We start from the raw sequence: 26353 nt of genomic DNA, 5'->3' as shown, positions 1-26353 counted from the left end.
CCGATCTTCGACCTCGTCGACTACGGCATCGTCGGCGACCTCTTCCAGGTCGTCCCCCAGCTCACCGAAGAAGTCACCTCCCGCAAGGGCTGATCTGCCGGGGCTGTACCCCTTCTCGATGGTCCGGGGCCGCGTGGTGTTCTCACCGCGCGGCCCCGGACCGTTTCTGATCACCATTGACGCAGGTCCGGTGGCCTTATAACTTCACCATACGGATTGTTGATTCCGTTAAACGGAAACAGTGACGCTGTGGAGGGTGTGGACATGGGTCAGCAGGAGAAGGTGGCAACGAGCCTCGCCGGTGCCGTCAGCGAGGAGATCAGTGCCTCCCTCACCGCGGTGGACGCCGAGCTCGCCCGCCGCTACCCGGGAGACCCCGGCACCCGCCAGCCCGTGCACACGGTCTACGTCCCCGGCGACACCTTTACCACAGACACCATCCGCTCCTGGGGCGACCAGGCGCTCCGCGCCCTCGACGAGCATGCCCCCGACGCGGCCTCGTTCGCCGCAGTCCTCGGCATCCCGGAGGAGCTCGCCGCGCCCGTCCACGACCGGGTCCGCGCCAAGCTGGAGCGCGAGCCCGTCGAAGACCTGCGCATCGACTTCGAGGACGGTTACGGCCCCCGCCCCGACGCCGAGGAGGACGAGGCTGCCGCCCGCGCCGCGCGGCTGGTCTCGGAGGCGTACCGGAACGGCACGGCCGCGCCGTACATGGGCATCCGGATGAAGTGCATGGAGGCCGCCGTTCGCGACCGGGGCATGCGTACCACGGACATTTTCCTCACCGGTCTGATGCGGGCGGGCGGGCTCCCCGAGGGCCTGGTGCTCACCCTTCCCAAGGTGACGTACCCCGAACAGGTCACCGCCTTCGTGCGGCTCCTCGACGCCTTCGAGCAGGCCCACGGCCTGCCGTCGGGCCGGCTCGGCTTCGAGATCCAGATCGAGACCAGCCAGTCCATCCTCGCCGCCGACGGCACCGCCGCCGTGGCCCGCATGATCGATGCCGCGGGGGGCCGCGCGACCGGCCTGCACTACGGCACCTTCGACTACAGTGCCTGCGTCGGCGTCAGCGCCGCTTACCAGGCCAGTGACCATCCGGCCGCCGACCACGCCAAGGCGGTCATGCAGGTGGCCGCCGCGGGTACCGGCGTACGTGTCTGCGACGGCTCGACCAACGTCCTCCCGGTCGGCCCCACCCACCAGGTCCACGAGGCGTGGCGGCTCCACTACGGGCTCACCCGCCGTGCGCTGGCCCGCGCCTACTACCAGGGCTGGGACATGCACCCCGGCCACCTGCCGACCCGTTATGCGGCCGTCTACACCTTCTATCGCGAGGGCCTGGAACAGGCCGCCGCCCGGCTCGCCGCGTATGTCGCCAAGGCCGGCGGCGACGTCATGGACGAGCCCGCCACCGCCAAGGCCCTCAGCGGATACCTGCTGCGCGGCATCGACTGCGGCGCACTCGACACTGCCGAGGTCGCCCGCCTGACGGGGCTGACACGGGCGGACCTCGACGCGTTCGCCTCGCCCCGGCGCGCAGGACTGACAGTGACGGCGCCGTAGGTCTCGGGCCCCGGCCCGTGCCGTCAGCCCCGCAGGAAGGTCTCGACGGTCCCGCTGAAGCGGACGGGATCGTCGAGCCACGGGAAGTGGCCTGCGCCCGGCTGGACGGTCAGTTCGGCGTTGGGGAACAACCCTGCGACGGTGGCCGCGACGCGAGGGAGCGGCCCGCTGTCCAGCTCGCCCGCAAGGACCAGGACCCGGGCGTCCAGTGCGGCAACGGCGTCGCGGGCCGCGGCAGGGGCGAAGGCATCGGGGGACGCGTAGATGTCTGCGGCCTCGTAGTTGCTCTGCTCGACGTCGGCTGCGGCGTGCGCCTGAGCGGCGGTGTCCCAACGGCCGTAGAAGAACGGGGCAATGGCATCCCAGTCGGCGTCGGTGGCGGAGCCTGCCCAGACGGCCTCGTACGCGTCGTGCGCAGCCTCGAACCACGGCTCGGCCCTGCGCAGCGCGGCGGCCTCGCGGCGATGCTCCTCGGTGAAGTCGACACCGAGGGCACGCGCACGGGCGGTGATCAGCGTGAGGGTCCGGATGCACCGGGGATGCCGGGCCGCGTGGAGGACAGCGAGATCGCCGCCCGCGGAATGAGCCAGAACATCCACACGGTCCAGACCGAGGTGATCGCGGAACGCTTCCACATCGGCCACCTGCCGGTCGACGCGGTAGGTGGCCGGGTCGGCGGGGATGCCTGAGCCGCCGGTGCCCCGCAGGTCGAGCATGACCAGTTGGCGCCGACTCGCCAGGCCGCCCAGATCGCCGAGGTAGGCGGAGGCGCGCATGGGGCCACCGGGCAGGACGAGCACCGGCTCACCCTCACCCACGAGGTGATAGGCGAGCTCGGTTCCGTCGGGAGCGGTGAAAGCAGGCACGGGGTCATCTTGATGACCGTACGACAGACACAGCAAGCGGACGGCGGTGATGCGTTGATCACTTGAGCTCGCCGTTGTCTGCCGACCTTCGAAAACTGTGGTCCGAGCTCCAGTGACCTGTGACAGGAGGGCGCGCCCGGAGCGGGCCATTGCGAGCGCCGCTGACCGACTTGGCCGTTGAGGATCAGGCCGGACTATGCGGCAAGTTCCTGCTCCAGGCCGTCGAGCAGGGCTTGGAGGCCGAACTCGAAGGTCTTGTCGGGGGCGGCTGCGTATTCCGCCGCCGCCTGGGTTTCCAGTCGGGCGCGCAGGCGCGGGTAACGCATGGCGATCTCCCGCGCCTTGGTCATGGCCTCTTGGAACTGCTCTTCGGCGGTGGTGGGTTCCTCGTTGTGTTTCCGGGTGAGTGAGGCGGTCGCGGCGATGCCGGCCGCGTTGCCGAGAACGTAGGTGAAGACGCTGGCCGCAGCCTGGTCGGCCTGGGCGCCGGTGAAGCCGGCGGCCTCATAGACGGCCAGGCTGTGGTCGTCGTGGCGGGCCTTGCCGTCGCCGTAGACGACGTGTGCGGCGAAGACCTGCACCAGCCAGGGGTGCCGGATGAACATCCCGTACAGGTCCGTGGCCATGGCGGAGGCCGCGGTGCGCCAGTCGACCGCGCCCAGATCGGGCAGCTTGAGCTCGCCCCACACCTGGTCGGTGGCGAGCAGAACGAGATTGTCCTTGTTCTTCACATGCCAGTACACGGCCGTGGCGGCGGAGTCGAGCCGTTTGCCCAGGGCGCGCATGTTCAGGCCCTCGAGGCCGTCGGTGTCCAGGAGCTCGACGGCGGTGCGGACGATCTGGTTACGGGTGAGCGTGTCGCGCGGCATGGACTCACGGTACGCAGTCCCTTGCACAAAGTTCAAGCAGGGACTTGCGCGGTGTTCAAGTCGCGGTCCATCGTCCTTCTCGACAGCTGGTTGAACTTAGTGCAAGTCGAAGCAGACTAGGTCGAAGCCCCGGCTCAGGCGGGCGGCAGTTCGCCCGAGCCGCGGGCGATGAGGGACGTCGGCAGCTCCACCCGCGCCGGGGCGTCGTCCGCGCCGTCCAGTCGGCGGAAGAGATGCTCGGCCGCCGTCCGGCCCACGGCCGCGGCGTCCTGGGAGATGACCGTGATGCCCAGCAGGTCGGCCAGTTCGATGTCGTCGAAGCCGACCAGGGCGACCGAACGCTCCCGCTCCGCCAGCACGCGCACCGCGGTGACCGTCACCCGGTTGTTGCCCGCGAAGATCGCGGTGACCGGTTCGGAGCCCGAGAGCATTGCCTCGGCGGCCGCCCTGACCCGCGCCGGGTCGGTGGAGCCGAGGGAGACCCAGGAGTCCTCGACGGCGATCCCGGCGTCCGTCATCGCGGCGTGATAACCGCGCAGACGCTCGGTGGCCGTGTGGATACGCGGCTGGTCACCGATGAAGCCGATCCTGCGGTGTCCGTGCGCGATCAGATGGGCGACACCTTGCCTGGCGCCGCCGAAACTGTCGGAAAGGACGATGTCGGCGTCGATCCGGCCCGCAGGGCGGTCCACGAAGACGGTGGCGATGCCCGCCTTTATCTCCGGCTCCAGGTAGCGGTGGTCGTCACCGGCCGGAATCACGATCAGCCCGTCCACCCGGCGGGCGCAGAGCGCAAGCACGAGCTCCTGCTCGCGCTCCGGGTCCTCGGCGCTCGACCCGTTGATGAGCAGGGCGCCGTGGGCGCGGGCGACTTCCTCGACGGCGCGGCTCAGCGGCCCGTAGAACGGGTCGGCGAGATCCTCCAGTACCAGGCCGATGGAGGCGGTACGGCCCTTGCGGAGCACGCGCGCGCTGTCGTTGCGGCGGAAGCCGAGCGCATCGATCGCCTCCTGGACCCGGCGCTCGGTGTCCGGTGTGACCCCCGGTTCGCTGTTGACCACGCGGGAGACCGTCTTGAGGCCCACTCCGGCCCGGGCGGCGACATCCTTCATGGTCGGCCGGTTGCCGTAGCGGGGCTCGGAGTGACGGGCGGTCTCTGCCACGATGCGCTGTCCTGTCGTCGGGTGCGGGCTGTCCGGCCGGTCGCAGACGGGTGCCGCGGAGGTGCCGAAGGCTGTGTCGTCGAGCATAGGCCCTGGACAACGTTGTCAACTGAATAGAGACTATGCAGACTATTCACTGAAGCCGCAGGTCCCCGCCTCCTCACTCATCCGGAGCCCACACCGATGCAATCCGACCTCGTCGCCGCGCTCGACATCGGCGGTACCAAGATCGCCGGCGCTCTGGTGGACGGCAACGGCACGCTCCTCGTGCGGGCGCAGCGGCCGACGCCCGCCCGGGAGAGCGGCGAGACGGTGATGGGCGCGGTGACGGACGTGCTGGCCGAGCTGACCGCCTCGCCGCTGTGGGGCCGGGCGACCGCCGTCGGAATCGGCAGCGCAGGTCCGGTGGATGCCTCGGCGGGGACGGTCAGCCCCGTCAACGTTCCCGGCTGGCGCGACTTCCCGCTGGTGGACCGGGCACGGAAGGCCGCCGGGGGGCTCCCCGTGGCGCTGGTCGGTGACGGGGTCGCGATGACCGCGGCCGAGCACTGGCTCGGTGCGGCCCGAGGCTACGACAATGCGCTGTGCCTGGTCGTGTCGACAGGGGTCGGCGGCGGTCTCGTCCTCGGAGGCAAGCTGCACCCGGGGCCCACCGGCAACGCCGGTCACATCGGCCATATCAGTGTTGATCTGGACGGCGACCCGTGTCCGTGCGGTTCGCGTGGCTGTGTGGAACGGATCGCCAGCGGGCCGAACATCGCCCGCCGCGCCCTGCAGGGCGGGTGGCAGCCCGGCCCGGACGGCGACGCCACGGCGGCCGCCGTGGCCGCCGCCGCGCGGGCCGGACATCCGGTGGCGGTCGCCTCCTTCGAGCGCGCCGCGCAGGCGCTGGCCGCCGGAATCGCCGCCACCGCAACGCTGGTCGAGATCGACATCGCCGTGATCGGCGGGGGAGTGGCCGGTGCGGGCGACATCCTCTTCGCTCCGCTGCGCCGTGCTCTGCGCAGCTACGCCACACTCTCGTTCGTCCAACAGCTCACGGTGGCACCCGCGGTGATGGGTACGGACGCGGGCCTGGTGGGTGCCGCGGCCGCCGCCTCGGCGGTCGGGCCGGGCGGGGCGGCGGCCGCGGCCGCACTGAGCGGCTGAACAGGGTCCGGCTGCCGGGCGGTGCGCGGCGCCCCGTCCCGTCCGGCAGCCGAACCAGGTTCGGAAGCCGGACGTGCCCGGTGGCCGCGCCCCTGCCCGGCACTGTTCGGAAAGCGGCTCCAGGTCCGTACTCAGGGCCCGCCCGGCCCTCCTACCGGGCGGGCATTCCTTCTATGGCGCCCGGCACCCGTGCCGGACTCAGCACTCGATCCGCAGGTCCGCCCAGTCGGCGTGGTCGTAGTCGATCCCGTCCCCGCCGTCGGTGACCACCAGACGTACCACCTGCGCGCCGCTCACATCCGCGGTGATCGGCTGCGCGGCCATCGCGTTGGTCAGGACTCCGGTCGATGCCACCTTCGTGCCGTCCGCCCAGATCTCGAACGACACCGTGCCATTGGCCCCCGTCTCGTCGTCGACTCCGACCTGGGCGGTCACGGCGCTGCACGCACCACCCGTGTAGAACTCGACGGCGCTGTCCGCGTGTACCCCGAGTCCCTTCGCGAAGACGGTGCCGCCGATGGTCAGCGGCTTGCCGTCGCCGGCCTTGCTCTCACCGTTGCTGGTGTCCCTCTCGACCGGACCCCAGCCGTTGGACGCGGAAAGCTGCGGCAGATCGCTCAGATAGCTGCTGCCGGCGGGAGGCGCCACCACCACATGCGTCTGGAACGGCACCGACGACCGCACGCGCGTCCCGGTCGGTGACTGGTACTGGGTGCTGAGCTTCAGATCGTACGTACCGGTGGCTGTGTCCGCGGGAGGCGTCACCTGCCAGCGTGTGGTCAGCGCACGGCCGGTGGGCACGACATCGGTGCCGGTCGGCGACAGCGCCTTGATCTGCCAGCCCGACGGACCGGTGAGTGCCGCGGAGACGCTCTTGGCAGGCGTACGGCCCAGATCGGTGACCGTCGTCGTCAGCTGGGCGTTGCGGCCGGCCTCCACCAACGGGCTGCCGGTCAGACCGAGTTCCACGGCCGGCGGGTAGGCGGCCCACTTGCTGTCGGCGGCGACCCTCAGCAGTACCGTGCCGTGCGCCGGGACGGTCGCGGAGATGCCGCCCGCCGTGTTGTACGTCGTGTGCTGCCACAGGTCGCGCGTCGTGTACGCGTCGGCCTCCGGCAGGCCCGCCTCCTTCGCGGTCGTCGAGATGTGCTGCGCGGACCCGGTCTCGTTGAAGAGCGCCACGACCCTGCTGCCGTCCTTCATCTCCTTGGCGACGACCCAGCGCCCGCCGGTGGAGGAGACCACAGTGCCCTGCTTTCCCAGCGGGTCCTGATCGACCGCGATGACCTCCTGGTTCGAGAGGATCTCGAAGGTCTCCGGAGTCGCCTTGCGCAGATCGGAGCCGATGAGCAGCGGCGCCGCCATCACGGACCACATGGAGAAGTGGGTGCGGTACTCGGTGTCCGTCATTCCGCCGTTGCCGACTTCGAGCATGTCGGGGTCGTTCCAGTGCCCCGGTCCCGCGGCGGCGGCGAGTGGCAGGTTCTGCTTCATGATCGACAGCATGCTGCCCCAGCTGTCGTTGATGTCACCCGTCGTGCGCCAGAGATGGCCGACGTCCGCAGCCCACTCCCAGGGCTTGTTCGTGCCCCACTCGCAAATGCTGTAGACGATGGGACGGCCGGTGGCCTCCAGTGCGTCGCGCATCATCGTATAGCGCTTCTTCGCGTCGACGCCCTGGTTGTTGCAGTTGTCGTACTTGAGGTAGTCGACGCCCCAGTCCGCGAACTGCTGCGCATCGCTGTACTCATGGCCGAGTGCTCCCGGCAGGCCGACGCTGTCGCACGTCTTCGTGCCCGCGCTGGTGTAGATGCCGAGCTTGAGCCCCTTGGAGTGGATGTAGTCCGCGACGGCCTTGATGCCGTGCGGGAAGCGCACCGGGTCGGCCTCCAGCTTCCCGTCCGCGTTGCGCTGTGGCTTCGCCCAGCAGTCGTCGAGGTTGACGTACTGGTAGCCGGCTGCCTTGAGGCCCTTCTCGACGAAGATGTCGGCGATTCCCTTGACCATCGCCTCGTTGAACTCGGCCCGGCAGTGGGTCGAGTTCCAGTTGTTGAATCCCATCGGCGGGGTGAGTGCGAGCCCGTCGTCGGACTGAGTGCTGACCGCTGCGGCAGCCGCTGTCGTCGGTGAGTCCGCGATGGCGGGAGCGGTTGCGCCCGCTGCGCAGAGCAGACCAGCGGTCAGCGCTCCGATGGCCGTTCTGCCGCTCATGCGGCTCTTACGGGTTGGAAGATGACGCATCGTTACGTTCCTCCACGCTCGTGTCAGATCGGATGACATCATGCGCACGTCAGGGGCGCGCGATTACGTTAAGGCGTGTTGGAGTCTGTTGGAAGGGGTGCGGTAAAGGTTGTTCGGTATCTCGTCAAAACCCTTGACGACACTCTGACTTGGGGGTGGGATCCAATCGCACGTTCGGTTGTGGTGGATTGCATCCCGGAGGAGGGGGCATGATGCACTCGTCGTTCGACAGGGCAAGCACGCCTGGCAGCGTGGCAGGACATCGGATGTCTCGACGGAGTCTGTTGCGTGGTGCGGCGGTTGGCGCGGGCGCGATCACGCTTCCCTCGCTGCTCACGGCATGCAGCAGTGGCCCCGGTGGTGACGGCAAGACGATCCACATGGGGTCGAATTCGTCCGACCCCATTCCCAAGAAGGCCTTCGCAGACGCGTTCAAGGCGTACGAGGCGCAGTCCGGAGGGCGGAAGATCGCGGTCAACACCGTTGACCACAACACCTTCCAGGAGAACATCAACAAATACCTGCAGGGCAATCCGGACGACGTGTTCATGTGGTTCGCCGGCTACCGGATGCAGTTCTTCGCCAAGAAGGGGCTGTTGCACGACATCAGCGACAACTGGCAGCACTACGAGGGGTTCTCGTCCGCGCTGAAGGCCCAGTCCACCGGTGAGGACGGTAAGCAGTACCTCACGCCGTACTACTACTACCCGTGGGCCGTCTTCCACCGGAAGAGTCTCTTTGCCGAGCGCGGCTACCAGGCGCCCAAGACCCTCGACGAGTACGTGGCGCTCGCCAAGCAGATGAAGAAGGACAAGCTCGACCCCATCGCGTTCTGCGACAAGGACGGCTGGCCCGCGATGGGCACCTTCGACTACATCAACATGCGGACCAATGGCTATGACTTCCACAAGAGCCTGATGGCCGGCGAGGAAGCCTGGACGGACAAGCGCGTCAAGGACGTCTTCGACACCTGGCGCCGGCTCCTTCCCTACTGCCAGCAGGGCGCCAACGGCCGCACCTGGCAGGAGGCCGCCACCAGCCTGCAGAAGAAGGAAGCCGGCATGGCGGTCTTCGGGCTGCCGCACCCCGGAGCCCAGTTCCCCAAGGGCGAACAGGAGGACATCGACTTCTTCCCGTTCCCGGTCATCAATCCGGAGCACGGCCAGGACGCAGTCGAGGCACCGATCGACGGGTTCCTGCTGGCGAAGAAGTCGAAGAACCTCAAGAACAAGAAGACGCTGGAGAGCGCCAAGGACCTCGTGAAGTGGCTGGCCACCGGCAAGGCCGAGGACATCTACCTCAAGAGCGACCCCAACAACGTCGCCGTCAACGATCAGGCGGACATCTCCCAGTACTCGGCGCTGCAGAAGAAGGCCGTGGAGCTCGTCTCCGGTGCCAAGCAGATTTCCCAGTTCCTGGACCGCGACACCCGGCCGGACTTCGCCTCGACCGTCATGATTCCGGCCATCCAGAAGTTCATCAGCAACCCGAACGATGTGGACGGGCTGGTCAACGACATCGAGCGGCAGAAGAAGACCATCTTCACCTCCGACTGAATCTGGAGTACCGACTGTGTCGTTCCTCTCGGAGCGGCGCACCGAACGGCGGGGCCCGCGGCGATTCTCCGGTCGCGACCTCGCCGTTATCGGTCTGCTGCTCGGCATACCCGTCCTGCTCGACATCGCCATTGTGTGGGGCCCGACCCTTGCCTCGATCGTGCTCTCCTTCACCAGCTGGGACGGCATCGGCGACATCAAGTGGGTCGGTACGCAGAATTACGAGAACCTCTTCACCAATTACCCGCAGTTCTGGCCCGCTGCCCGGCACAACCTGCTCTGGCTGGCCTTCCTCGGGCTCGTCGCCGCGCCGTTCGGGCTGTTCCTCGCCGTACTCATCGACCGCGGCGTGCGGTTCAGCCGCTTCTACCAGTCGACGCTGTACATGCCGGTCGTGCTGTCGCTCGCCGTGGTCGGCTTCATCGCGCAGCTGATCTTCTCCCGCGACCAGGGGGCTCTCAACGCGATCATCGGGGACACCGCGTCGCCGACCGACTGGCTCGGCGACCCGGACCTCAACATCTGGATGGTCCTGCTCGCCGCGGCGTGGCGGCACACCGGCTATGTGATGATCCTCTACCTTGCCGGGCTCAAGGCCGTCGATCCGTCGCTGAAGGAAGCGGCCGCCATCGACGGGGCGAACGAGGCCCAGACCTTCTTCCGTATCGTCTTCCCCACGCTGCGGCCGGTCAACGTCATCGTCGGCGTCATCACCGTCATCGAGTCCCTGCGCGCCTTCGACATCGTGTACGCCGTCAATCACGGCCGCAACGGACTCGAACTGCTCTCGGTGCTCGTCACCGACAACATCATCGGTGAGGCGAGCCGTGTCGGCTTCGGATCCGCCATCGCCGTGGTCCTGCTCACCGTTTCCCTCGGATTCGTCGTGACATACCTGGTCCAGGAGCTCCGAGGGGAGAAGAACCGATGACCGTCGACACCGCCCCAGCCCGCCCCGCCGCACAGCCCGCGCCCCCGCCACCCGCTGCGGTGCGCCGCGGTCTCCGCCCGGGCCGGCTCGGCGTGCACGCCTTCCTGATGGCGGTCTCGCTCGCCTTCCTCGCGCCGCTGCTGCTGGCGGTGTACGCCTCCCTGCGGCCGTACGACGAGACCTCCCAGTACGGCTACTTCTCGCTGCCGAGGCATCTGTCGTTCGACTACTACCGGCAGGCCTTTGCCGACTCCGGGATGACGAAGTACTTCGTCAACACCATGATCATCGCCGTCCCGGGGGTGCTTGTCACCCTCTTCCTCGCCTCGTTCGTGGCCTTCGCCCTGGCCCGGCTGAAGATGCGCGGCGGGATCGTGCTGCTGATGCTCTTCACGGCCGGGAACCTGTTGCCCCAGCAGGTGATCGTGACTCCGCTGTACGTGGTGTTCAACCGCATTCCGCTGCCGTACTGGATGTCCGACTCGATGACGATGTACGACTCGTATTGGGCAGTCGTCGTCGTCCAGATCGGCTTTCAGCTCGGGTTCTGCGTCTTCGTCCTCGCCAACTTCATGCGCACCCTGCCGCAGGAGATCCTGGAAGCCGCCGTCGTCGACGGCGCGGGCGTCTGGACGCAGTACTGGCGGATCACGCTGCCGCTGTGCCGCCCGGCCCTCGCCGCGCTCGGCACGCTTCAATTCACCTGGATGTACAACGACTTCCTCTGGGCCCTGGTCTTCGTCTCCGACGGCGACAAACTGCCCATCACCTCCGCCCTCAACAACCTGCGCGGGCAGTTCTTCACGGACTACAACCTCCTCGCCGCGGGCTCGGTGATCGTCGCCCTGCCGACGCTCGTGGTCTTCCTGCTGCTGCAGCGGCACTTCATAGCGGGGCTCACCCTGGGATCGAGCAAGGGATAGTTCCGGCCCGGGCAACCATGCAACGCCGACACCAGCCGTACGAGCTGCTCCCGGTTCACGTGTGCGCCGACAGCCTCTCTCGCAGTTGCGATCAACGACGTTGCGGCACCCTGGGCGGTCAATCAGAATGCGGGCATGACGGGTGAACCAAGGTCAGCTGGTGACTCTTCCGGGCACGGCACGACGCCTGAGCTGCGGGCATCCGACCGGGACCGAGACCAGGTCGTGGAGATCCTGCAGATCGCCGCAGGCGACGGCCGGCTCGCCGCGGCCGAGCTGGACGAGCGCTTGGACGCTGCGTTGTCCGCCCGCACCACCGGCGACCTTGCCGGGTTCCACTGGGCCACTGCTCGTACCGGCGCCGCCGTGAGACGTGGGCAGTGTCAGTGGTGGCTGCGATGCTGCCTGCATGGACGAAATCATGCGACGGCGGGTGTACGGCGCCGACCACGACGATCCTGATCCGGGCCCGCAGCCCGGGCATGCTTATCGAGAGCTGGTCGGCGGCCCGCTCGACGGGCTGCTCCTCGACGTGACGGGCTGGTCGAAGGTGGCACTCGCCGCCGGGGCCGCACTGATGACCGAGATCGGCATGCACGGCCCGGGTGGCAGGTCTGAATACGGGCCGCGGGCGGACGATTCACAGAAGTGGGACTGGCAGGGGGACACACCCTGAATCAGGTGGCCTCGTACTGGTGCGCTGCGGCGCCCTGCCATTCCACCAGGGCGGGAGTGTCAAGGGCCCGCTCCGGGTCCGCCATGCCGGCGTCGGCGAGAAACACAATGATGTCGTGGTCGCTGTGCGCCAGCCCGAGCCTTTCGTCGCGGCCGTTGATGTGCACGGTCACGAGCCTGGCGCCGGACGGTGTGGGGGCGTGAACGATGATAGGTGGAGTCGCCATGGTTCCAGGGTGGCGCGTGATGCCGGTCGGCGCGCATCTGGCTGGTCCGGATGTGTGGTGCCCGAGGACCGGGGGTACAGGCGGTGGGCCGGTTGCCCCGTCCTTCGGCCGACGTTCCGTAGCCGGCGGCGGTGGGCCTGGGAGTAGGTATGCCGGCTGTTGTGCGGTCCGGCGCTCTCGGATTCGCCTTGGTCGAAGAGCGGTGTCGCGCACGGGGGAGTACGTCCATGAGGGGACGTACGCACGCATCGAACGTGAGAGGCGGTTCCTGCTCGTAAGGCCGCCGAGCGCATCGCCCGCCATCCCGAGCGCTCCCTTCGAGGAGTGGCGCTCCACCGCTGCAGCATCCAGGTGGAAATCGGCTGCGGGCTGATCCGGACCTTCGTCGACGAATGGGTCGTCGACCCCACCGACCTCACCCCACAGGCCATCAAGAGGGCGGGACTTGTGCCGGGAGGGCAGGCCCCGAAAGCCCAGCGACTGCTCCCGTCGGAGCGCGTCCACCAGCCGCCCGAGAAATCCTGCACATCGACACGTGAACAGGTCGCTGTCGGAATTTCTGCTGCGGTGAAGGGAGTTGACCCCATTGAACCCGAGGGGTACCGAACCACCCACGACCCCGACCTCGACCTCGAACGAAGGATGACGACTGTGGCAGCCGAGCTCTCCGACGATCTGAAGAAGTACCTCGACGACTCGAAGGCCTTCGCCACTGTAGCCACCGTCCTGCCGGACGGGCGGCCGCACCTGACCGTTGTCTGGATCACCCGCGACGGAGACGACCTGCTGTTCTCCACGACCGTGGACCGGCTGCAGGGGAAGAATGCTGCCCGCGACCCGCGCGTCACCCTGCTGATCAGCCCGCCCGAGAACCCGTACACCTATGCGGAGATCCGTGGTACCGCCACCGTCACGCCCGACAGCACGCATGAGCTGTTGAACGAGCTGGCGCATAAGTACACCGGTCAGGACTACGCAACGTTCAATCCGGCCTCGAAGAACGACGGTCAGCGGGTTGTCGTACGGGTCTCCCCCGTCAAGGTCACCGGCAGGCTCTGACGCGACGGCCGGATTCCGGCCGTAGGCCGTGGCGGCGGACGCGGGGCGGAGTCACTGGCCCCGCTCCGCACCCTGCTGCGGCACGACCACCAGGAACGCGTCCTCCTTCAGATCCATCACGACCTCGGCCGCCACACCCTCGCCCCGGCGCGCAGCCGCGAACTCCTCCGCAGGCCAGCTGCCTCGCGGACCTCCCGCGGGAAACCGCTCCAGTACTGTGCGCTGCACCGTGCACCCCCTTGCCTCGTCGGCTCCAACGACGCCCCGCCGTTCCCGTTACGGCCGCTCGGGCACCTGACTTGTTCGGTGGGACGCCTGCCGACGGGCGTCCGGCGCTGGCTTTCGTGCAACAACATCGCCACAGCCGGGTTTTCGCGGCAGGGTGTTGCGGGCAAGCCACAGGGGGCTACGGAAGAGGGGGAACCGTGATCATCTGGATCAACGGTGCGTTTGGCGCGGGCAAGACGAGCGCCGCGCGCGAACTGATCGATCTGATCCCGAACAGCACCGTCTACGACCCCGAACTGATCGGCGGAGGGCTGCGGGACCTGCTGCCCCAGAAGAGGCTTGCCGAGGTGAGCGACTACCAGGACCTGCCGATCTGGCGACGTTTGGTGGTGGACACGGCTGCCGCTCTGCTCGTCGAGGTGCCCGGGGTACTCGTGGTGCCGATGACGCTGTTGCGACAGGAGTACCGCGACGAGATATTCGGAGGGCTCGCGTCCAGACGCATTCCGGTGCGGCATGTACTGCTCTCACCTGAGGAAACGATCCTGCGGCAGCGGATCGCGGACCGTGAGGAAGTACCGGACGACCCGGAAGCCGGCGAGCGGGTACGGCAGTGGGCGTACGAACACATCGAGCCCTACCGGACCGCGCTCGGCTGGATCACCGTGGATGCGCACACCATCGACACCAGCACGCTGACTCCGCACGAAACGGCCGAGCGCATCGCCGACGCGGTACGTAACGGAGATGCCGGCGTGTGCGAGATCGTGCAGACGCCCGCACCGACTGCGGAGACCCTCGCTGCCGGGGTGCTGCTCTTCGACGAACACGACCGGGTCCTGCTCGTCGACCCCACGTACAAGCCCGGCTGGGAGTTTCCCGGTGGGGTGGTGGAGCCCGGCGAGGCACCGGCACAGGCCGGGATACGGGAAGTGGCCGAGGAGATAGGGATTCAGCTCGACCGGATTCCCAGCCTGCTCGTCGTCGACTGGGAGCCGCCGTACCCGCCCGGGTACGGAGGGCTGAGGCTGCTCTTCGACGGCGGGCTGCTGCACTGTCAGGACGCCGAACGGCTGCTGCTGCCCGGTTCCGAACTGCGCGGCTGGCGGTTCGTCACGGAGGCGGAGGCCGCAACAATGCTGCCGCCGCACCGGTACGAGCGGCTCCGCTGGGCGCTGCGGGCCCGCGAGCGGTCAACCGTGCTCAACCTGGAGGCCGGAGTCCCGGTCGGCTGACGCCCGCAGCACGGCGTCGGCGTCGGTAGTGAGGGGATCACCGTGCCCGAAGCAGACCGTGGACGGGTCCGGCGCCGCCCGCTGCCGCAACGAGACCAGGGCCTCCGAACTCATCGACGGCGCGGTCCGTATCGCCGACGGGATGAGCGGCGATGGCGGTCGCTCACCGGTCGGGTCGGCCGCGCCCCTGCCCGGCAAGTTCACCGAGCACTTCGGTCTGCCCTGGAACAGCGGGACCGAGGCGGAGTTCGGAGTGGGCCAAACCGTATTCGATGCACGTCAAGTGACTTGCCTCATGCGAAGGTTGCGTGAATGCGCCCTGAAGTTACCCTGTGCACAAGGCCGTTTCACGTTACATTGCTGCTCCTTTGACGCCCCGTCAAGGAGGGAGACCGGTCGTGGAACAGCCCGAGGCCGCGGATCTCGCGTTGGGGCGGGCCATCGTGGCGCGGATCGCCCCCGAGGAGCTGCCCTACTTCGACGAGACCGCAGCGAGCCTGCCCCGCCGTGCGCGCCGCCACGGCGGGCGGCGCCCCAAGGAGGATCCGCTGGCCTTCGGCGGCGCCGCCGAACTGGTCGTCACCGGCATCGCCTGCGGGGTCGCCACCGAGGTGCTGAAGATGATGAGCGAGACGGTCGGCAGTGGTCTGGTGGCCCGGCTCCGGCGGCTGCTGACCCGTAGCCGTAGTGCGGATCCGGCGGCGCCCGATCCCGTCGGGCAGGCGTCGCCGCCCGCACTCACCGAGGAGCGGATCGCCGAGTTGGGCGCCGCCGCAGGACGTAGCGCCGTCCTCCTCGGTCTGCCACCGGACCGCTCCGAGTTGCTCGCGGAAGCGGTCCGGGACCATCTGAGGGCGGCCGACCGGCCCAGTGCATGACGGCCACCGGGAGTGGTGCATCGCCCCTGGAGACGGTGCCGCCGCCGCGCCGGCTGCTGCCCTCGGGGACACTCGTCGCGTTCGTGCTGCTGATCTGCGCGGTGCTGTCGTTCCTGTCGGTCCTGCACCCCGGCTACGCCGACTTCATCGCCGGTGACCGGGTCGCCCTCGACCTCAACGACTGTGTCCGCAAAGCGGTACGGGAGGCCGGCGGGACGGGCGACTTCATGCGGTCCCACCCCGGTCGGCAGCAGTGCGACTCCGGTGACGACCGCACCTCGCAGGGCATCCTCGTGTCGTATGTGATCCTCGCCGTGGCGACCGCCTGGCACTACCGGTTCCGGTCCGCCCGCCGCGCGCGTCGCCGCGGGGTGCGGCCGCTGGACGCGGCGCGCTTCCCCGCCCTGCACGCGGAGACCGCCCGCCTGGCCGCCGGTGTCGAACAGGTCCGCGAGGCCACCTTCCTGGTGGACTTCCTCGATGCCGGGGTGAACGGCGTCACCTTCGGCCGCGCCGGCCACCGGCGGATCATCCTCAGCCGCGGCCTGATCCGCCTCCTCGACGGGGACACCTCAGACCGTGCCGCCTTCCGCGCCGTCGTCCTCCATGAACTGGCCCATCTGCGCAACCGCGACGTCGACATCACCCTCGTCACCCTCGGGCTGCTGCGCTGCTACTTCGTGCTGATGCTGTTCCCCCGGATATTCGGGGACCTGGTCGGACTGCTCTTCCTGCCAGGCGGCACCTCGTACTCCGGGCTGGCGCTGTTCGACTCGGCCGCGGTCGGTGCGGTCTTGCTCGCCGCCCGCTCCGTCATCCTGCGGACCAGGGAGTTCCGGGCCGACGCCCGGGTCGTGGAGTGGATGGGGACGGCGCAGCCGCTGCTGCACGCCTTCGACCTCGCCTCGGCCGCGTCTGGCGGCCGCCCCCGGCGGTCGGTGCGCGGTTGGTGGGCGAAGATCACCCGCACCCATCCGACGTTCGCACAGCGCCGGGCCTGCCTGGCCGACCAGGCGCTGCTGATGCACCAGGGTTTCGGATTCGCCTTCGTCATCGGTTTCTGCCTGCCGGCCGCCTGGGACCCGGTCTCCTCGGTCACTGCACAGGTACGGCAGGGCGGCGGCATCAGCGGCTGGTGGCCGCCCGGGCTGATCACCCTGCTGCTGGTACTGGTGCTGCTGCTGACTGCGGTCCGCGCCTCGCTGCACCGGCTGGGGCATCGGGCGGGGGCGCCGTCGCCGGTGCCGTTCCGGCTGGGGGTGGGCCTCGGGGTGCTGGCAGGCTTCGCGCTTGCGCCCAGTGCGGTCGTCGACCATCTGCTGCTGCCGGGGGTGCGCCTCTCCTCGCAGGCCTCCGGCTGGCTGGTGGTGGCGCTGCTCGCGCTGCTGTTCACCATGTGGTGCCAGTACCTCGGTGACTCCTGGGCACGTGCGGTGGATCTGGCACGGCGGCCGTTCGCCACCCTCGCGGGGGTCGGTCTCGTGGTGGCGGGGGCGGTGGTCGCGGAGGCGGGCACCGTCTTCGGGCTCCAGTGGCAGACCGAGGTCGGCCAGTTCATGGACGAGCGCCTGGCCGCCCTGCCCGGCCCGCTGCACGCCGCGGTGTGGACGCAGTACGTGTATATGACGCGGCTGCTCTCCCCGTGGTGGCTGCTCACGCTGCTTGCGGTATTGCTGGGGGTGCCGCTGGCCGGAGCGATACGCGGGCGGCGGCTGGCCGGGTACGTGGTGGTGCAGGACCCGCCGGAGCGGCAGGCGCGGCGCGCCCTCGTCCCGGTGCTGGGTGCGACCGCGCTGACGGCGGTCCTGCTGCCGCCCGCCTATACCTGGTGGGCACACCAGCGCGGCCTCGATGTGCTGGCGTCCCCGTACTTCCTCAACCCGATCACGGTGGCCGCGGCAGCCGGGACGCTGGCCGGTGGGCTGGCCAGGACCCGCGGCATGGTGTGGGCGGTGGCCACCTCACTGGCAGCGGGCCTGCTGCTGTCGCTGCCGATGCGAACGGGCCTGTGGAGTTCCCAACTGGGCGTCGGGATCGAGGGCGCCGTCCTCGGCACCCTGTTCACATCGGCGATCCCGCGCGGCCGCCTCCTGCCCCGGCGCACGGCGGCACCGGGCCCGGACCTGACCGCGCCCTAGTGGGCTCGGGCGTCGGGCCGTCGTGCGTTGGCGAGAAGTCTGGGTGGGCGGCCGGCCAGGCGGTGACGGCTCGGTCCACTTCGTCGGTGCCGTAGGCGTCGTCGGCTGGTTGCAGGAGATGGCGTACCTGGGCTCGCATGACGACGGGATCGTCAAAGGCGCAAGCGGCCAGGGCAGCAGCCCGCCGATCCGAGGATGGTGAGCTCTCGGTGAGGCGTTGCGCCGCCCTGCCCCGAGAGGTGGGGCAGGCCCCACCTCCAAGTGGGCGGCGTACCCCAGTGACCGGCGACCACTGGTGGGCAATGGTGAGTGGCGGAACCGCGCCTCGACCATGACCCTGCCGCACCAGACTCCTCAAGCGAATGACCTGCAGGTCGGCGCGCCGTCGACACACTCCATCGACCCGAAGGAATCTCCTTGCACAGCCCCGTAGCCCCGCCGCGATCCGCAGGTGTCTCCGGTCGCGCAGTCGCTGTGCTCGCCGCCCTCGCTGTGGCCCTCGTCGCAGCCTTCGTCGTCGCCCCGAGCACGCTGGCGGCGAGCGGTTCGGGCGGCGGCCTCGCCGACAACCGCACCCTCGAGGAAGCGTTCCGCGAAGCGTTCGTCGGCTATTGGAGATCCGGCGGCCGGGATTTCCCCCCGGGCTTGGAGAGAGTTGTCGATTACTGGTTCCGTTACCACGTGGCCAAGGCGGTCATCGCTGCGACTTTGCTGATCGTGCTCGTGGCGCTCGGAGTTCTTCTCTGGAAGGCATTCTTGAGGGCTGGCGGACTCGGGGCGGGAAGGAGAGCCGTCCTCGCGTCGGCCGGTGTACTGGTCGCCATGCTTGCGCTGCTCTCGTTGATCACGGTGATGGCCAACGTCCAGGGTGCAGCAGCGCCGTTCGCCTCGTTGTTGCCGATGCTGCGGGTGAGCGCAACCGACGGACAGCTCGCCGATACGCTCGATCAAGTCAGGCAGCGACTGACTGACTCCCTGAGTAGGGGTGACCAATCTCCGCCCGCTCTCGAGGTGATGACCAGCAACTTCTCGCGATACCACGTGGCGCTGGCTGTGGTCGGTGCGATCGTGGCGGTCGTCCTCATCGCCATGAGCGTGGTTTTGTGGAAGAGGTTTGCGAGAACGGGGTCGTCCGACAGGCGGACGAGGCGCGTGCTGGGGTCGTTCGGCGCTTTGTCGGCGTTGTTGTCGCTGGTCGTGATGGTCGTCGTTGTGGCGAACACGACCACGGCAGCAGACCCGGCGCCGGCACTCCTGGCCTTCTTCGATGGCGGATGGTGATGCACCTCGTGGGCGATCGGCTTCAGGGGCTTGAAACTTGCGACCTCTCGTAATCGGAGGCCGCGCTTCTTCGGTTGTTGAGGGCTTGTGGTCACCGTGCGTGTTCGCCGGGGAGTAGCGCCGTCAGGCTCCTTCATCCTCTTCGGTGAGGTGGGCGGTGGCGTCGTCGTGATGGCTGAACGCGATCGTGCTGAAGGCGTGTTGCCAGCCGAGGTCTAGACCAAGTGGTCTAGACCTCGGCCGCAAGCTCGGGTATACCTTCTTCAATTCCGCTCGAACGGAGGTTGGAGTGCGCATAAACAGACATGCTGCTCGACTGGTCAGAGCGATAGCGCTCGGATTGTTCGTGCCCCTCCTGGCAGTGCCATCAGCAGGTGCCGAACCCGTCCCCGCGACCACCGAGGTCAACGCCCGGCCCGCCGTGGTGCCCGCTCTTCAGCAATGGGACGGCGGCACGGGCTCGTTCGAACTGCGCAAGAACAGCCGGATCGTGCTGGCCAAGAAGCAGGCCGACGAACTCGACGACCAGGGCGCGCAACTGGCCACCGAGATCGAACAGGTGACAGGGCACAAGCTGGACGTGTCCCCCCGTATCCCGCAGGACGGCGACATCGTCCTGTCGATCGATCCCTCCCTTGAGGATGCGACAGGGGGCGTCCGGTTCGCCGAGGAGGGTTACACCTTCACGGCCACCGATCGCAACGTGACGATCGCCGCGCCGACCGCGAAGGGTGTCTACTACGGCACCCGCAGCCTTCTGCAGATCCTGCTGCTCGACGACGGCCGCGACTCCGTCCCCGTGGGCACGGCCGTGGACTGGCCCAATTACAAGGTTCGCGGGTTCTCGCTGGACGTCGGTCGGCGGTTCTTCACCGCCGACTACATCCGCGACTACCTGCGAGTGATGGGATGGTTCAAACTCAACCAGCTGCAACTGCACCTCAACGACAACGGTTTCAAGGGCGACAAGCCCTGGAGCGAGGTCCAGGCCGGCTTCCGGCTCAAGACCGACAACCCCGAGCTGGCCGGGCTGGCTTCCCAGGACGGGTCCTACGACCGTGCCGACTGGGACTCCTTCGAGAACACCGCCGCGGCGAACGGCGTCACGATCATCCCCGAGATCGACGCCCCCGCCCACTCGCTGGCGTTCATCCAGTTCCGCCCGTCGCTCGGCCTCAACAACGGCCAGTCCGACCACCTCGATCTGTCCAAGCCGGAGACCACCACGTTCATGAAGTCGGTGTTCGACGAGTTCGTGCCCTGGTTCCGCAGTCCGGACGTGCACTTCGGCGCCGACGAGTACACCGTGGACAAGCCCCGCTACAAGGTCTACTTCAACGAGATGGCCGCCCATATCCGCGAGCTCGGCAAGCAGCCGCGGGCCTGGGGCAGCCTGTCGGTCATGGCGGGCAGCGCCGCCGGCTACGACCGCGACGTGACCATGAACAGCTGGAACAACGGCTGGTACGGGCCGCAGGCGCTCAAGCGGGACGGCTACTCCTTCATCAACACCAATGACGCCCTGCTCTACATCGTCCCGTTCGCGGGCTACTACCACGGCCATGGGCTGGACGGTAAGTACCTCTACGACCAGTGGGAGCCGCATGTCTTCCCCGACGGACAGAGCGTGGCTCCCCGTGACCCGCAGCTGCTCGGAGCCATGTCGGCGGTATGGAACGACCTGACCGAGGCCGCCTACTCGGAGCTGGACGTGCACCAGCTGGTCGAGCCCACGTTCGGCACGCTGGCGCAGAAGATGTGGAGCGGGAGCAAGGCAGGCGTGCCGTACAGCACCTTCCTCGACACGGTCCGCAAGCTCGGTGTGGGCACCGGGCTGACAAAGGTCTCCACGACGCTTGCCGCGTCGGCGTCGGGAGAGGTCAGCCTGGGCAAGGAAGCGACTGCCTCCGCCGGTGAGCCGGCCGCGGCCTTCGACGGGGTCCGCACCACCCAATGGGCCAGCGGTCCGGGAGACGAGGCATGGCTGCGGGTCAACCTCGGCAAGCCGGTGGCGATCAGCAAGGTCGAGCTGGACTGGGCGCCCGCCCATGGGCGCGACTACGAGATCCAGGTGTCACGGGACGGCGAGAGCTGGACCACCGTCGCGAGCCGTACCGGCCGCGAGGCCGCGGGAGCCGACACTCTGACGTTCGATCCGGTCACGGCACGGCATGTACGGCTCGTCGGCACGCAGGCGGGCACGAAGCAGAACGGATACGCCCTGTGGAGCATGCGCGTCTTCGAGGTGCCGGACCTGGCACTGTACCGGCCGACGACGGCGTCCTCGTCCGAAGTGGCGAGCCTGGGACCGGAGAACGCCACCGACGGCGACGGCAAGACGCGGTGGGCCAGTGACTACCGCGACGGTGAATGGATCCAGGTCGACCTCGGTTCCCCGCAGACCGTGCAGCGTGTCCTGCTCGACTGGGAGACGGCCTCCGGTCGTGACTACGACATTCAGGTCTCCGACGACGCCGCCAGCTGGAAGACGGTGGCTTCGGTTCGGGGAAAGCCGGCCGGCGCCCGCGTGGAGGAGCTCACCTTCGCTCCGGTGACCGCGCGGTACGTACGCATGCAGGGCATCAAGCGGACGTCCGGCTGGGGCTACTCGCTCTGGCGCCTGGAGGTCCGTTCCATGAGCCCGGAGCCCGACCCCGCGTAATCCGCCAGGGGGCACCGGGGCCAGGGCGTGTTTCGAAAGTAACGTTGTCCGGCAGGCGGGACTTTCGAAACACGCCCCAGGAGAACATGAGGGACCCGCGCCGGTCGTGGCGTCGCCCGCGCGACCGGCACGGATCTCCCGACGGCACAGCCCTGGCGAAGGACATGGCTGCACCTCCCGCGTACGGGAGGTGCAGCCTGCCCCGGAACAGGTGATGCGCGGTCAGGAGCGCTTGGATTCCGCGTATTTCTGCAGGAACAGTGCCTCGGCGACCGACAGCCGCTCCAGCTCCTCGGGCGACACGCTCTCGTTCACCGCGTGGATCTGTGCCTCCGGCTCGCTCAGGCCGATCAGCAGGATCTCCGCCTCCGGGTAGAGCGCGGCGAGGGTGTTGCAGAGCGGGATCGAGCCGCCCATTCCGGATGTCTGCATCTTCTCGCCGGGGTAAGCGGCCTCCATGGCCTGCGCCATCGACGTGTACGCCGGGCTGGAGGTGTCGGCGTGGAACGCCTGGCCCTGGCCGACCTGCTCCACCGAGACCCTCGCCCCCCACGGGGCGTGCGCCTTCAGATGGGCGGTCAGCAGCGTCGTCGCCTCGGCCGCGTCCTGGCCCGGCGGCACCCGCAGGCTGACCTGCGCCCGCGCGCTCGCCTGCAGCGACGGCGTCGCGCCGACCACCGGCGGGCAGTCGATCCCGATGACGGTGACGGCGGGCCGGGCCCAGATGCGGTCGGCGACGGTACCCGTGCCGATCAGCGCCACACCGTCGAGGACCTTCGCGTCCTTGCGGAAGTCGGACTCCGGGTACTGCAGCCCGTCCCACTCGGCGTCCGTGGTGAGCCCGTCGACGGTCGTGGTGCCGTCCTCGGCGCGCAGCGACGCCAGCAGCTGGATCATTGCGGCCAGCGCGTCGGGGGCGGCGCCGCCGAACTGCCCGGAGTGCAGGTTCCCTTCGAGGGTGTCGAGGGTGACCCGCAGCATGGTCATGCCGCGCAGTGTCGCGGTGACCGTCGGCAGACCGACCCGGAAGTTGCCGGTGTCGCCGATGACGATGGTGTCGGCGGCCAGCAGCTCGGGGTGCGCCTCGGCGTACCGCTCCAGACCGCCGGTGCCCTGCTCCTCCGAACCCTCGGCGATCACCTTGACGGAGACCGGGACGCCGCCGTTCGCCTTCAGAGCACGCAGGGCGAGGAGATGCATGATGAAGCCGCCCTTGCAGTCGGCCGCGCCGCGGCCGAACCAGCGGCCCTCGCGCTCCGTCAGTTCGAACGGCGGGGAGATCCAGGCCGACTCGTCGAGCGGCGGCTGTACGTCGTAGTGCGCGTAGAGCAGCACGGTCGGGGCACCGGCCGGGCCGGGCAGGAAGCCGTAGACCGACTGGGTGCCGTCGGGGGTGTCGAGCAGGGCGACGTCCTGGAAGTCCTCGGCGCGCAGTGCGTCGGCGACCCAGGCTGCGGCCGCCTCGCACTCGCTCTTCGGGAACTGCGCGGGATCCGCCACCGACTGGAAGGCCACCAGCTCGGTCAGCTCCGCCTTGGCACGGGGCATCAGCGAGGCAATGGTCTCGGAAATCGGATGGGCGGTCATGGGCACGCTCCTCGTGGGTGCGACGTTATGTGTACGAATCCGTCTGCATGAGCGTCGCGTGTGCGGCGCTGCATGCAGGGCGAACGTTCGGTCGATCCTCCCACAGCGGGGACCGGTCGCAAGGCGCCGTAGGATGCCGTGAGCAGCTTGGGCCACTGGTCGGGATCGGGAGCAGAAGCACATCGTGAGCAGCGAGAACGCAGACGCCGGACATGAGCTTGAAGAGTCGTCCGTGTGGGATGTCGTCGTAGTCGGCGCCGGACCGGCCGGAGCCTCTGCGGCATATGCGGCGGCGGTCGCCGGGCGGCGGGTGTTGCTGCTGGAGAAGGCGGAATTGCCCCGCTACAAGACCTGTGGCGGCGGCATCATCGGGTACTCCCGTGATGCGCTGCCGCCCGGATTCGAACTGCCCTTGCAGGACAGGATCCACGCGGTGACGTTCTCGCTCAACGGCAGGCTGGCGCGGACCCGCCGCTCCAAGCGGATGCTCTTCGGGCTCATCAACCGGCCCGAGTTCGACGCGGGTCTGGTCGAGGAGGCGCAGAAGGCGGGCGCCGAACTCCGCACCGGAGCGTCGGTGACCCGGGTGGAGCAGCACGGCGCGTCGGTGCCGGACCGGCGCACGGTCGCCGTGGTGCTCGCCGGCGGCGAGACCGTCCTGGCCCGCGCGGTCGTCGGCGCCGACGGCAGCGCAGGACGTATAGGTGCCCATGTCGGTGTCAAGCTCGACCAGGTGGACCTGGGCCTGGAGTCGGAGATCCCGGTCCCCGCCACCGTCGCGGAGGACTGGGCCGGGCGGGTGCTGATCGACTGGGGTCCGATGCCCGGCAGTTACGGGTGGGTCTTCCCGAAGGGTGACACCCTGACCGTCGGTGTGATCTCGGCGCGTGGTGACGGCGCAGGGACCAAGCGGTATCTGGAGGACTTCATCGCCCGGCTCGGTCTCGCCGGGTTCGAGCCGAGGATCTCCTCCGGTCATCTCACCCGCTGCCGCAGCGACGATTCCCCGCTGTCCCGCGGGCGGGTGCTCGTCTGCGGCGACGCGGCGGGGCTGCTGGAGCCGTGGACCCGCGAAGGCATCTCGTTCGCACTGCGCTCCGGGCGGCTCGCCGGTGAGTGGGCGGTCCGGATCGCGGAATCGCACGACGCGGTGGACGCCCGCCGTCAGGCGCTCAACTACGCCTTCGCCATCAAGGCCGGGCTGGGTGTCGAGATGGGTGTCGGTCGGCGCATGCTGAAGCTGTTCGAGCGCCGCCCGGGAATTCTGCACGCCGTGCTGACCGGATTCCGCCCGGCCTGGAAGGCGTTCGCCGGGGTCACCCGCGGGACGACCTCGCTGGCCGAGCTGGTCCGTACCCACCCGCTGGCACAGCGGGCTCTGTCGGCGATGGACCGTTAGGCCGCTCCTCGGTGCTCGACACGCTGGCCGGACCAAGACGCCGGTCAGCCGGAGTCCGGGCCGACGGGCGGTGGCGGTCCCGTCGTAGCGGGTGGTTCGGGCCTCGCCGTCCCGTGCGTCGGCTGATGTATCGACAGGCAGCGTCGTGCCCGCCGGGGGCGAACCCGTCGAACCCCGGTGGCCGGCACGGCCCGGCTGCGACGGGTGATCTGTTGGAGCCGTCGACCCCTGCCCGGCAGGGGCACAGGCAGTGCTGTGCCGGTCCGGGTCAGGATGTGATGGTGATGCGGAAGACGGGGTGGTCGGGGGCGATGCGGCGCAGCTCCTCGACGGACGAATCCGGGCCGACGCCGGCGAAGAAGACCCCTACCTCCGCCTTCCAGCGCTTGAGGTAGGCACGCAGCAGTTCCGGCTTCTCGTCGTCGGCGATCTCGGCGGCGGTGAAGACGTCGGTCTTCTTGCCGAGGTGGAGCTCACCGCCGCCGGCAGCACGCATGTTGTGCGTCCACTGGACATGGCCACGCGGTGCGACGAGGTACTGCTGCCCGTCCACGGTCAGGAGGTTGACCGGGGTGCGGCGCCACTCGCCGCTCTTGCGGCCGCGGACGGCCAGGACTCTCGATCCCCAGACGCTGATGCCGCGCCGGGTGATCCAGGCGACGGTGGGGTTGAAGACGTTGACAGTGAACCAGCCGGGCTTCTGAACATGCACGGACATGAGATTCTCCTCGTTGGAAAGTGTGAGCACTGCTCTCGCTTGAGATCAGTGTGCATGAGGTCGGCGCTCAAAAGCAAGAGCACTGCTCTCTTTATTGGTCGGTGCTCCAATCCGTGGCAGACTGAGCTCCATGAGCACCATCAGAGGAGCCAGGGAACGGGCCCGTCTCGAAGTCACCGCAGCCATCAAGGACGAGGCGAGAAAGCAGCTCGCAGCCGACGGCGCCGCGAAACTTTCGCTGCGCGCCGTCGCACGCGAGCTGGGCATGGTCTCGTCCGCGCTGTACCGGTACTTCCCCAGCCGCGACGACCTGCTCACTGCCCTGATCGTCGATGCGTACGATGCCGTGGGCGAGGCCGCCGAGACCGCTCACCGGGCCTCGTACGACGTCCCGCCCGCACCCGCCGCACATCTCGCCCGCTGGATCGCGGTCGCCTGCGCCGTACGCGAGTGGGCCCTCGCCCACCCCCATGAGTACGCTCTGATCTACGGCTCGCCCGTGCCCGGGTACACAGCACCTCAGGCGACCATCGGCCCCGCCTCCCGCGTCGGCCTCGTTTTCATCGGGATCGTCGAAGACGCCCACCGCACGGACGGCCTCGCCGTGCCGCCTCTCACCGCCGAACTGCGGCCCGAGGCCGAGCGGATGGCCGCCGACCTGACACCCGATCTCCCTCCGGCGGCCGTGGCCCCTCTCGTGGCCGCGTGGGCGCAGCTCATGGGGCTGATCTCCTTCGAGATCTTCGGCCAGTTCAACCGGATCGTCGAAGCCCGTGAAGCCTTCTTCCGGCACGCGGTCGCCGACCTCGCCCGTAACGTCGGACTGCTCGACGACCGGGCCGACCGCCCGGCCATCAGCAGCGCCGGTGCCTGAGAGCCTGTCGGGTGACCTCTGATCGGGCGGACAAGGCCTGGCACGCACGCTTCCCGCGTTGCCGAAATGCCCTAGTAGCTCCGCTACGAGGACATCCCGCCGCCTTGGAATCGCACGCACCAGGCCTTGTC

At 68.8% G+C, this 26353-nt stretch carries 23 protein-coding genes and 3 pseudogenes; 16 read left to right on the top strand and 10 right to left on the bottom strand.

Going from position 1 to position 26353, the window contains the following annotated elements; genetic code table 11:
* Nucleotides 1-264 precede the first annotated feature (264 nt).
* Nucleotides 265-1563, top strand: coding sequence for a DUF6986 family protein (locus tag ACNPQM_RS38570; protein WP_358863317.1), 1299 nt, complete (start codon nucleotides 265-267; stop codon nucleotides 1561-1563).
* A 23-nt stretch (nucleotides 1564-1586) separates the two neighbouring features.
* Here the strand turns inward: ACNPQM_RS38570 and ACNPQM_RS38565 are convergent, their stop codons facing one another.
* The 3 genes from ACNPQM_RS38565 to ACNPQM_RS38555 all read right to left on the bottom strand — a co-directional run bounded on the left by ACNPQM_RS38565 (nucleotide 1587) and on the right by ACNPQM_RS38555 (nucleotide 4461).
* Nucleotides 1587-2429 (bottom strand): alpha/beta fold hydrolase, encoded by an 843-nt coding sequence (locus tag ACNPQM_RS38565; RefSeq protein WP_418087619.1) that lies wholly within the window; start codon nucleotides 2427-2429, stop codon nucleotides 1587-1589.
* 194 nt (nucleotides 2430-2623) lie between these two features.
* The gene (locus ACNPQM_RS38560; RefSeq protein ID WP_358863319.1) at nucleotides 2624-3298 is read right to left on the bottom strand and encodes a TetR/AcrR family transcriptional regulator C-terminal domain-containing protein; all 675 of its coding nucleotides are present in this window, start codon (nucleotides 3296-3298) and stop codon (nucleotides 2624-2626) included.
* A gap of 134 nt (nucleotides 3299-3432) precedes the next feature.
* Nucleotides 3433-4461 carry a LacI family DNA-binding transcriptional regulator gene (locus ACNPQM_RS38555; protein WP_418087621.1) on the bottom strand — a complete coding sequence of 343 codons (1029 nt, stop codon included), beginning with the start codon at nucleotides 4459-4461 and terminating at the stop codon, nucleotides 3433-3435.
* Nucleotides 4462-4644: 183 nt separating this feature from the next.
* Between ACNPQM_RS38555 and ACNPQM_RS38550 the strand changes: the two genes are divergently transcribed.
* The gene (locus ACNPQM_RS38550; protein ID WP_418087618.1) at nucleotides 4645-5610 is read left to right on the top strand and encodes an ROK family protein; all 966 of its coding nucleotides are present in this window, start codon (nucleotides 4645-4647) and stop codon (nucleotides 5608-5610) included.
* Nucleotides 5611-5808: 198 nt separating this feature from the next.
* Here the strand turns inward: ACNPQM_RS38550 and ACNPQM_RS38545 are convergent, their stop codons facing one another.
* Nucleotides 5809-7821, bottom strand: a complete 2013-nt coding sequence (locus ACNPQM_RS38545; protein ID WP_418087617.1) for an NPCBM/NEW2 domain-containing protein — start codon at nucleotides 7819-7821, stop codon at nucleotides 5809-5811.
* A gap of 296 nt (nucleotides 7822-8117) precedes the next feature.
* Here ACNPQM_RS38545 and ACNPQM_RS38540 point away from each other — a divergent pair, with 296 nt between their 5' ends.
* From ACNPQM_RS38540 to ACNPQM_RS38520, 5 genes are all read left to right on the top strand, one after another.
* A complete protein-coding gene (locus ACNPQM_RS38540) occupies nucleotides 8118-9407 on the top strand; it encodes an ABC transporter substrate-binding protein (protein WP_418087616.1) in 1290 nt (429 codons plus the stop codon).
* A 16-nt stretch (nucleotides 9408-9423) separates the two neighbouring features.
* Nucleotides 9424-10338, top strand: coding sequence for a carbohydrate ABC transporter permease (locus ACNPQM_RS38535; protein ID WP_358862512.1), 915 nt, complete (start codon nucleotides 9424-9426; stop codon nucleotides 10336-10338).
* Entirely contained in the window at nucleotides 10335-11261 is a 927-nt protein-coding gene (locus tag ACNPQM_RS38530) for a carbohydrate ABC transporter permease (RefSeq protein WP_418087615.1), read from the top strand. The genes ACNPQM_RS38535 and ACNPQM_RS38530 overlap by 4 nt, the downstream gene beginning before the upstream one ends.
* 135 nt (nucleotides 11262-11396) lie before the next feature.
* Nucleotides 11397-11723, top strand: a complete 327-nt coding sequence (locus ACNPQM_RS38525) for a DUF1707 SHOCT-like domain-containing protein (protein ID WP_418087614.1) — start codon at nucleotides 11397-11399, stop codon at nucleotides 11721-11723.
* Nucleotides 11671-11937, top strand: coding sequence for a hypothetical protein (locus ACNPQM_RS38520; RefSeq protein WP_418087613.1), 267 nt, complete (start codon nucleotides 11671-11673; stop codon nucleotides 11935-11937). The genes ACNPQM_RS38525 and ACNPQM_RS38520 overlap by 53 nt, the downstream gene beginning before the upstream one ends.
* Nucleotide 11938: 1 nt before the next feature.
* On the opposite strand, the gene ACNPQM_RS38515 is transcribed toward ACNPQM_RS38520, so the two are convergent.
* Entirely contained in the window at nucleotides 11939-12163 is a 225-nt protein-coding gene (locus ACNPQM_RS38515; RefSeq protein WP_037696060.1) for a hypothetical protein, read from the bottom strand.
* Nucleotides 12164-12454: 291 nt separating this feature from the next.
* Here ACNPQM_RS38515 and ACNPQM_RS38510 point away from each other — a divergent pair.
* Together ACNPQM_RS38510 and ACNPQM_RS38505 are read left to right on the top strand one after the other, a co-directional pair.
* Nucleotides 12455-12652: pseudogene (locus tag ACNPQM_RS38510) on the top strand (DUF4291 family protein); the annotation flags it as partial.
* Between the two features lie 153 nt (nucleotides 12653-12805).
* Nucleotides 12806-13222: a PPOX class F420-dependent oxidoreductase gene (locus ACNPQM_RS38505; RefSeq protein WP_418087620.1), complete on the top strand. Its 417-nt coding sequence runs from the start codon at nucleotides 12806-12808 to the stop codon at nucleotides 13220-13222.
* Between the two features lie 51 nt (nucleotides 13223-13273).
* Here the strand turns inward: ACNPQM_RS38505 and ACNPQM_RS38500 are convergent, their stop codons facing one another.
* Nucleotides 13274-13450, bottom strand: coding sequence for a hypothetical protein (locus tag ACNPQM_RS38500; protein WP_418087612.1), 177 nt, complete (start codon nucleotides 13448-13450; stop codon nucleotides 13274-13276).
* A gap of 197 nt (nucleotides 13451-13647) precedes the next feature.
* Between ACNPQM_RS38500 and ACNPQM_RS38495 the strand changes: the two genes are divergently transcribed.
* Nucleotides 13648-14685, top strand: coding sequence for an NUDIX domain-containing protein (locus ACNPQM_RS38495; protein WP_418087611.1), 1038 nt, complete (start codon nucleotides 13648-13650; stop codon nucleotides 14683-14685).
* Here ACNPQM_RS38495 and ACNPQM_RS38490 read toward each other — a convergent pair.
* Nucleotides 14644-14772 (bottom strand): annotated as a pseudogene (locus ACNPQM_RS38490) (MBL fold metallo-hydrolase); the annotation flags it as partial. The gene ACNPQM_RS38495 and the pseudogene ACNPQM_RS38490 overlap by 42 nt on opposite strands.
* 311 nt (nucleotides 14773-15083) lie before the next feature.
* On the opposite strand from ACNPQM_RS38490, the gene ACNPQM_RS38485 reads away from it, so the two are divergent.
* Nucleotides 15084-15563, top strand: coding sequence for a hypothetical protein (locus tag ACNPQM_RS38485; RefSeq protein ID WP_418087610.1), 480 nt, complete (start codon nucleotides 15084-15086; stop codon nucleotides 15561-15563).
* A complete protein-coding gene (locus tag ACNPQM_RS38480) occupies nucleotides 15560-17701 on the top strand; it encodes a M48 family metallopeptidase (RefSeq protein WP_418087609.1) in 2142 nt (713 codons plus the stop codon). Before ACNPQM_RS38485 ends, ACNPQM_RS38480 begins: the two co-directional genes overlap by 4 nt.
* Here ACNPQM_RS38480 and ACNPQM_RS38475 read toward each other — a convergent pair.
* A pseudogene (locus tag ACNPQM_RS38475) lies at nucleotides 17625-17921 on the bottom strand (FAD-dependent oxidoreductase); the annotation flags it as partial. The gene ACNPQM_RS38480 and the pseudogene ACNPQM_RS38475 sit on opposite strands and share 77 nt — an antisense overlap.
* A 254-nt stretch (nucleotides 17922-18175) precedes the next feature.
* Here ACNPQM_RS38475 and ACNPQM_RS38470 point away from each other — a divergent pair.
* Entirely contained in the window at nucleotides 18176-18982 is an 807-nt protein-coding gene (locus ACNPQM_RS38470; protein WP_418087608.1) for a hypothetical protein, read from the top strand.
* A 361-nt stretch (nucleotides 18983-19343) separates the two neighbouring features.
* A complete protein-coding gene (locus ACNPQM_RS38465) occupies nucleotides 19344-21644 on the top strand; it encodes a discoidin domain-containing protein (RefSeq protein ID WP_418087607.1) in 2301 nt (766 codons plus the stop codon).
* A 222-nt stretch (nucleotides 21645-21866) separates the two neighbouring features.
* Here ACNPQM_RS38465 and ACNPQM_RS38460 read toward each other — a convergent pair whose 3' ends face one another.
* Nucleotides 21867-23231 (bottom strand): dipeptidase, encoded by a 1365-nt coding sequence (locus ACNPQM_RS38460; RefSeq protein ID WP_418087606.1) that lies wholly within the window; start codon nucleotides 23229-23231, stop codon nucleotides 21867-21869.
* Nucleotides 23232-23415: 184 nt separating this feature from the next.
* On the opposite strand from ACNPQM_RS38460, the gene ACNPQM_RS38455 reads away from it, so the two are divergent.
* The gene (locus ACNPQM_RS38455; RefSeq protein ID WP_418087605.1) at nucleotides 23416-24630 is read left to right on the top strand and encodes a geranylgeranyl reductase family protein; all 1215 of its coding nucleotides are present in this window, start codon (nucleotides 23416-23418) and stop codon (nucleotides 24628-24630) included.
* Nucleotides 24631-24898: 268 nt separating this feature from the next.
* On the opposite strand, the gene ACNPQM_RS38450 is transcribed toward ACNPQM_RS38455, so the two are convergent.
* On the bottom strand, nucleotides 24899-25348 hold the full coding sequence (locus ACNPQM_RS38450) for a nitroreductase family deazaflavin-dependent oxidoreductase (RefSeq protein WP_418087604.1): 450 nt from the start codon (nucleotides 25346-25348) through the stop codon (nucleotides 24899-24901).
* 130 nt (nucleotides 25349-25478) lie between these two features.
* Here ACNPQM_RS38450 and ACNPQM_RS38445 point away from each other — a divergent pair, with 130 nt between their 5' ends.
* Nucleotides 25479-26222, top strand: coding sequence for a TetR/AcrR family transcriptional regulator (locus tag ACNPQM_RS38445; RefSeq protein ID WP_418087603.1), 744 nt, complete (start codon nucleotides 25479-25481; stop codon nucleotides 26220-26222).
* The last annotated feature ends 131 nt before the right edge of the window (nucleotides 26223-26353 follow it).

The sequence above is a fragment of the Streptomyces sp. NPDC056231 genome, from assembly GCF_048270745.1.
Lineage (GTDB): Bacteria > Actinomycetota > Actinomycetes > Streptomycetales > Streptomycetaceae > Streptomyces.
This window is presented reverse-complemented; position numbering and strand designations above follow the sequence as displayed.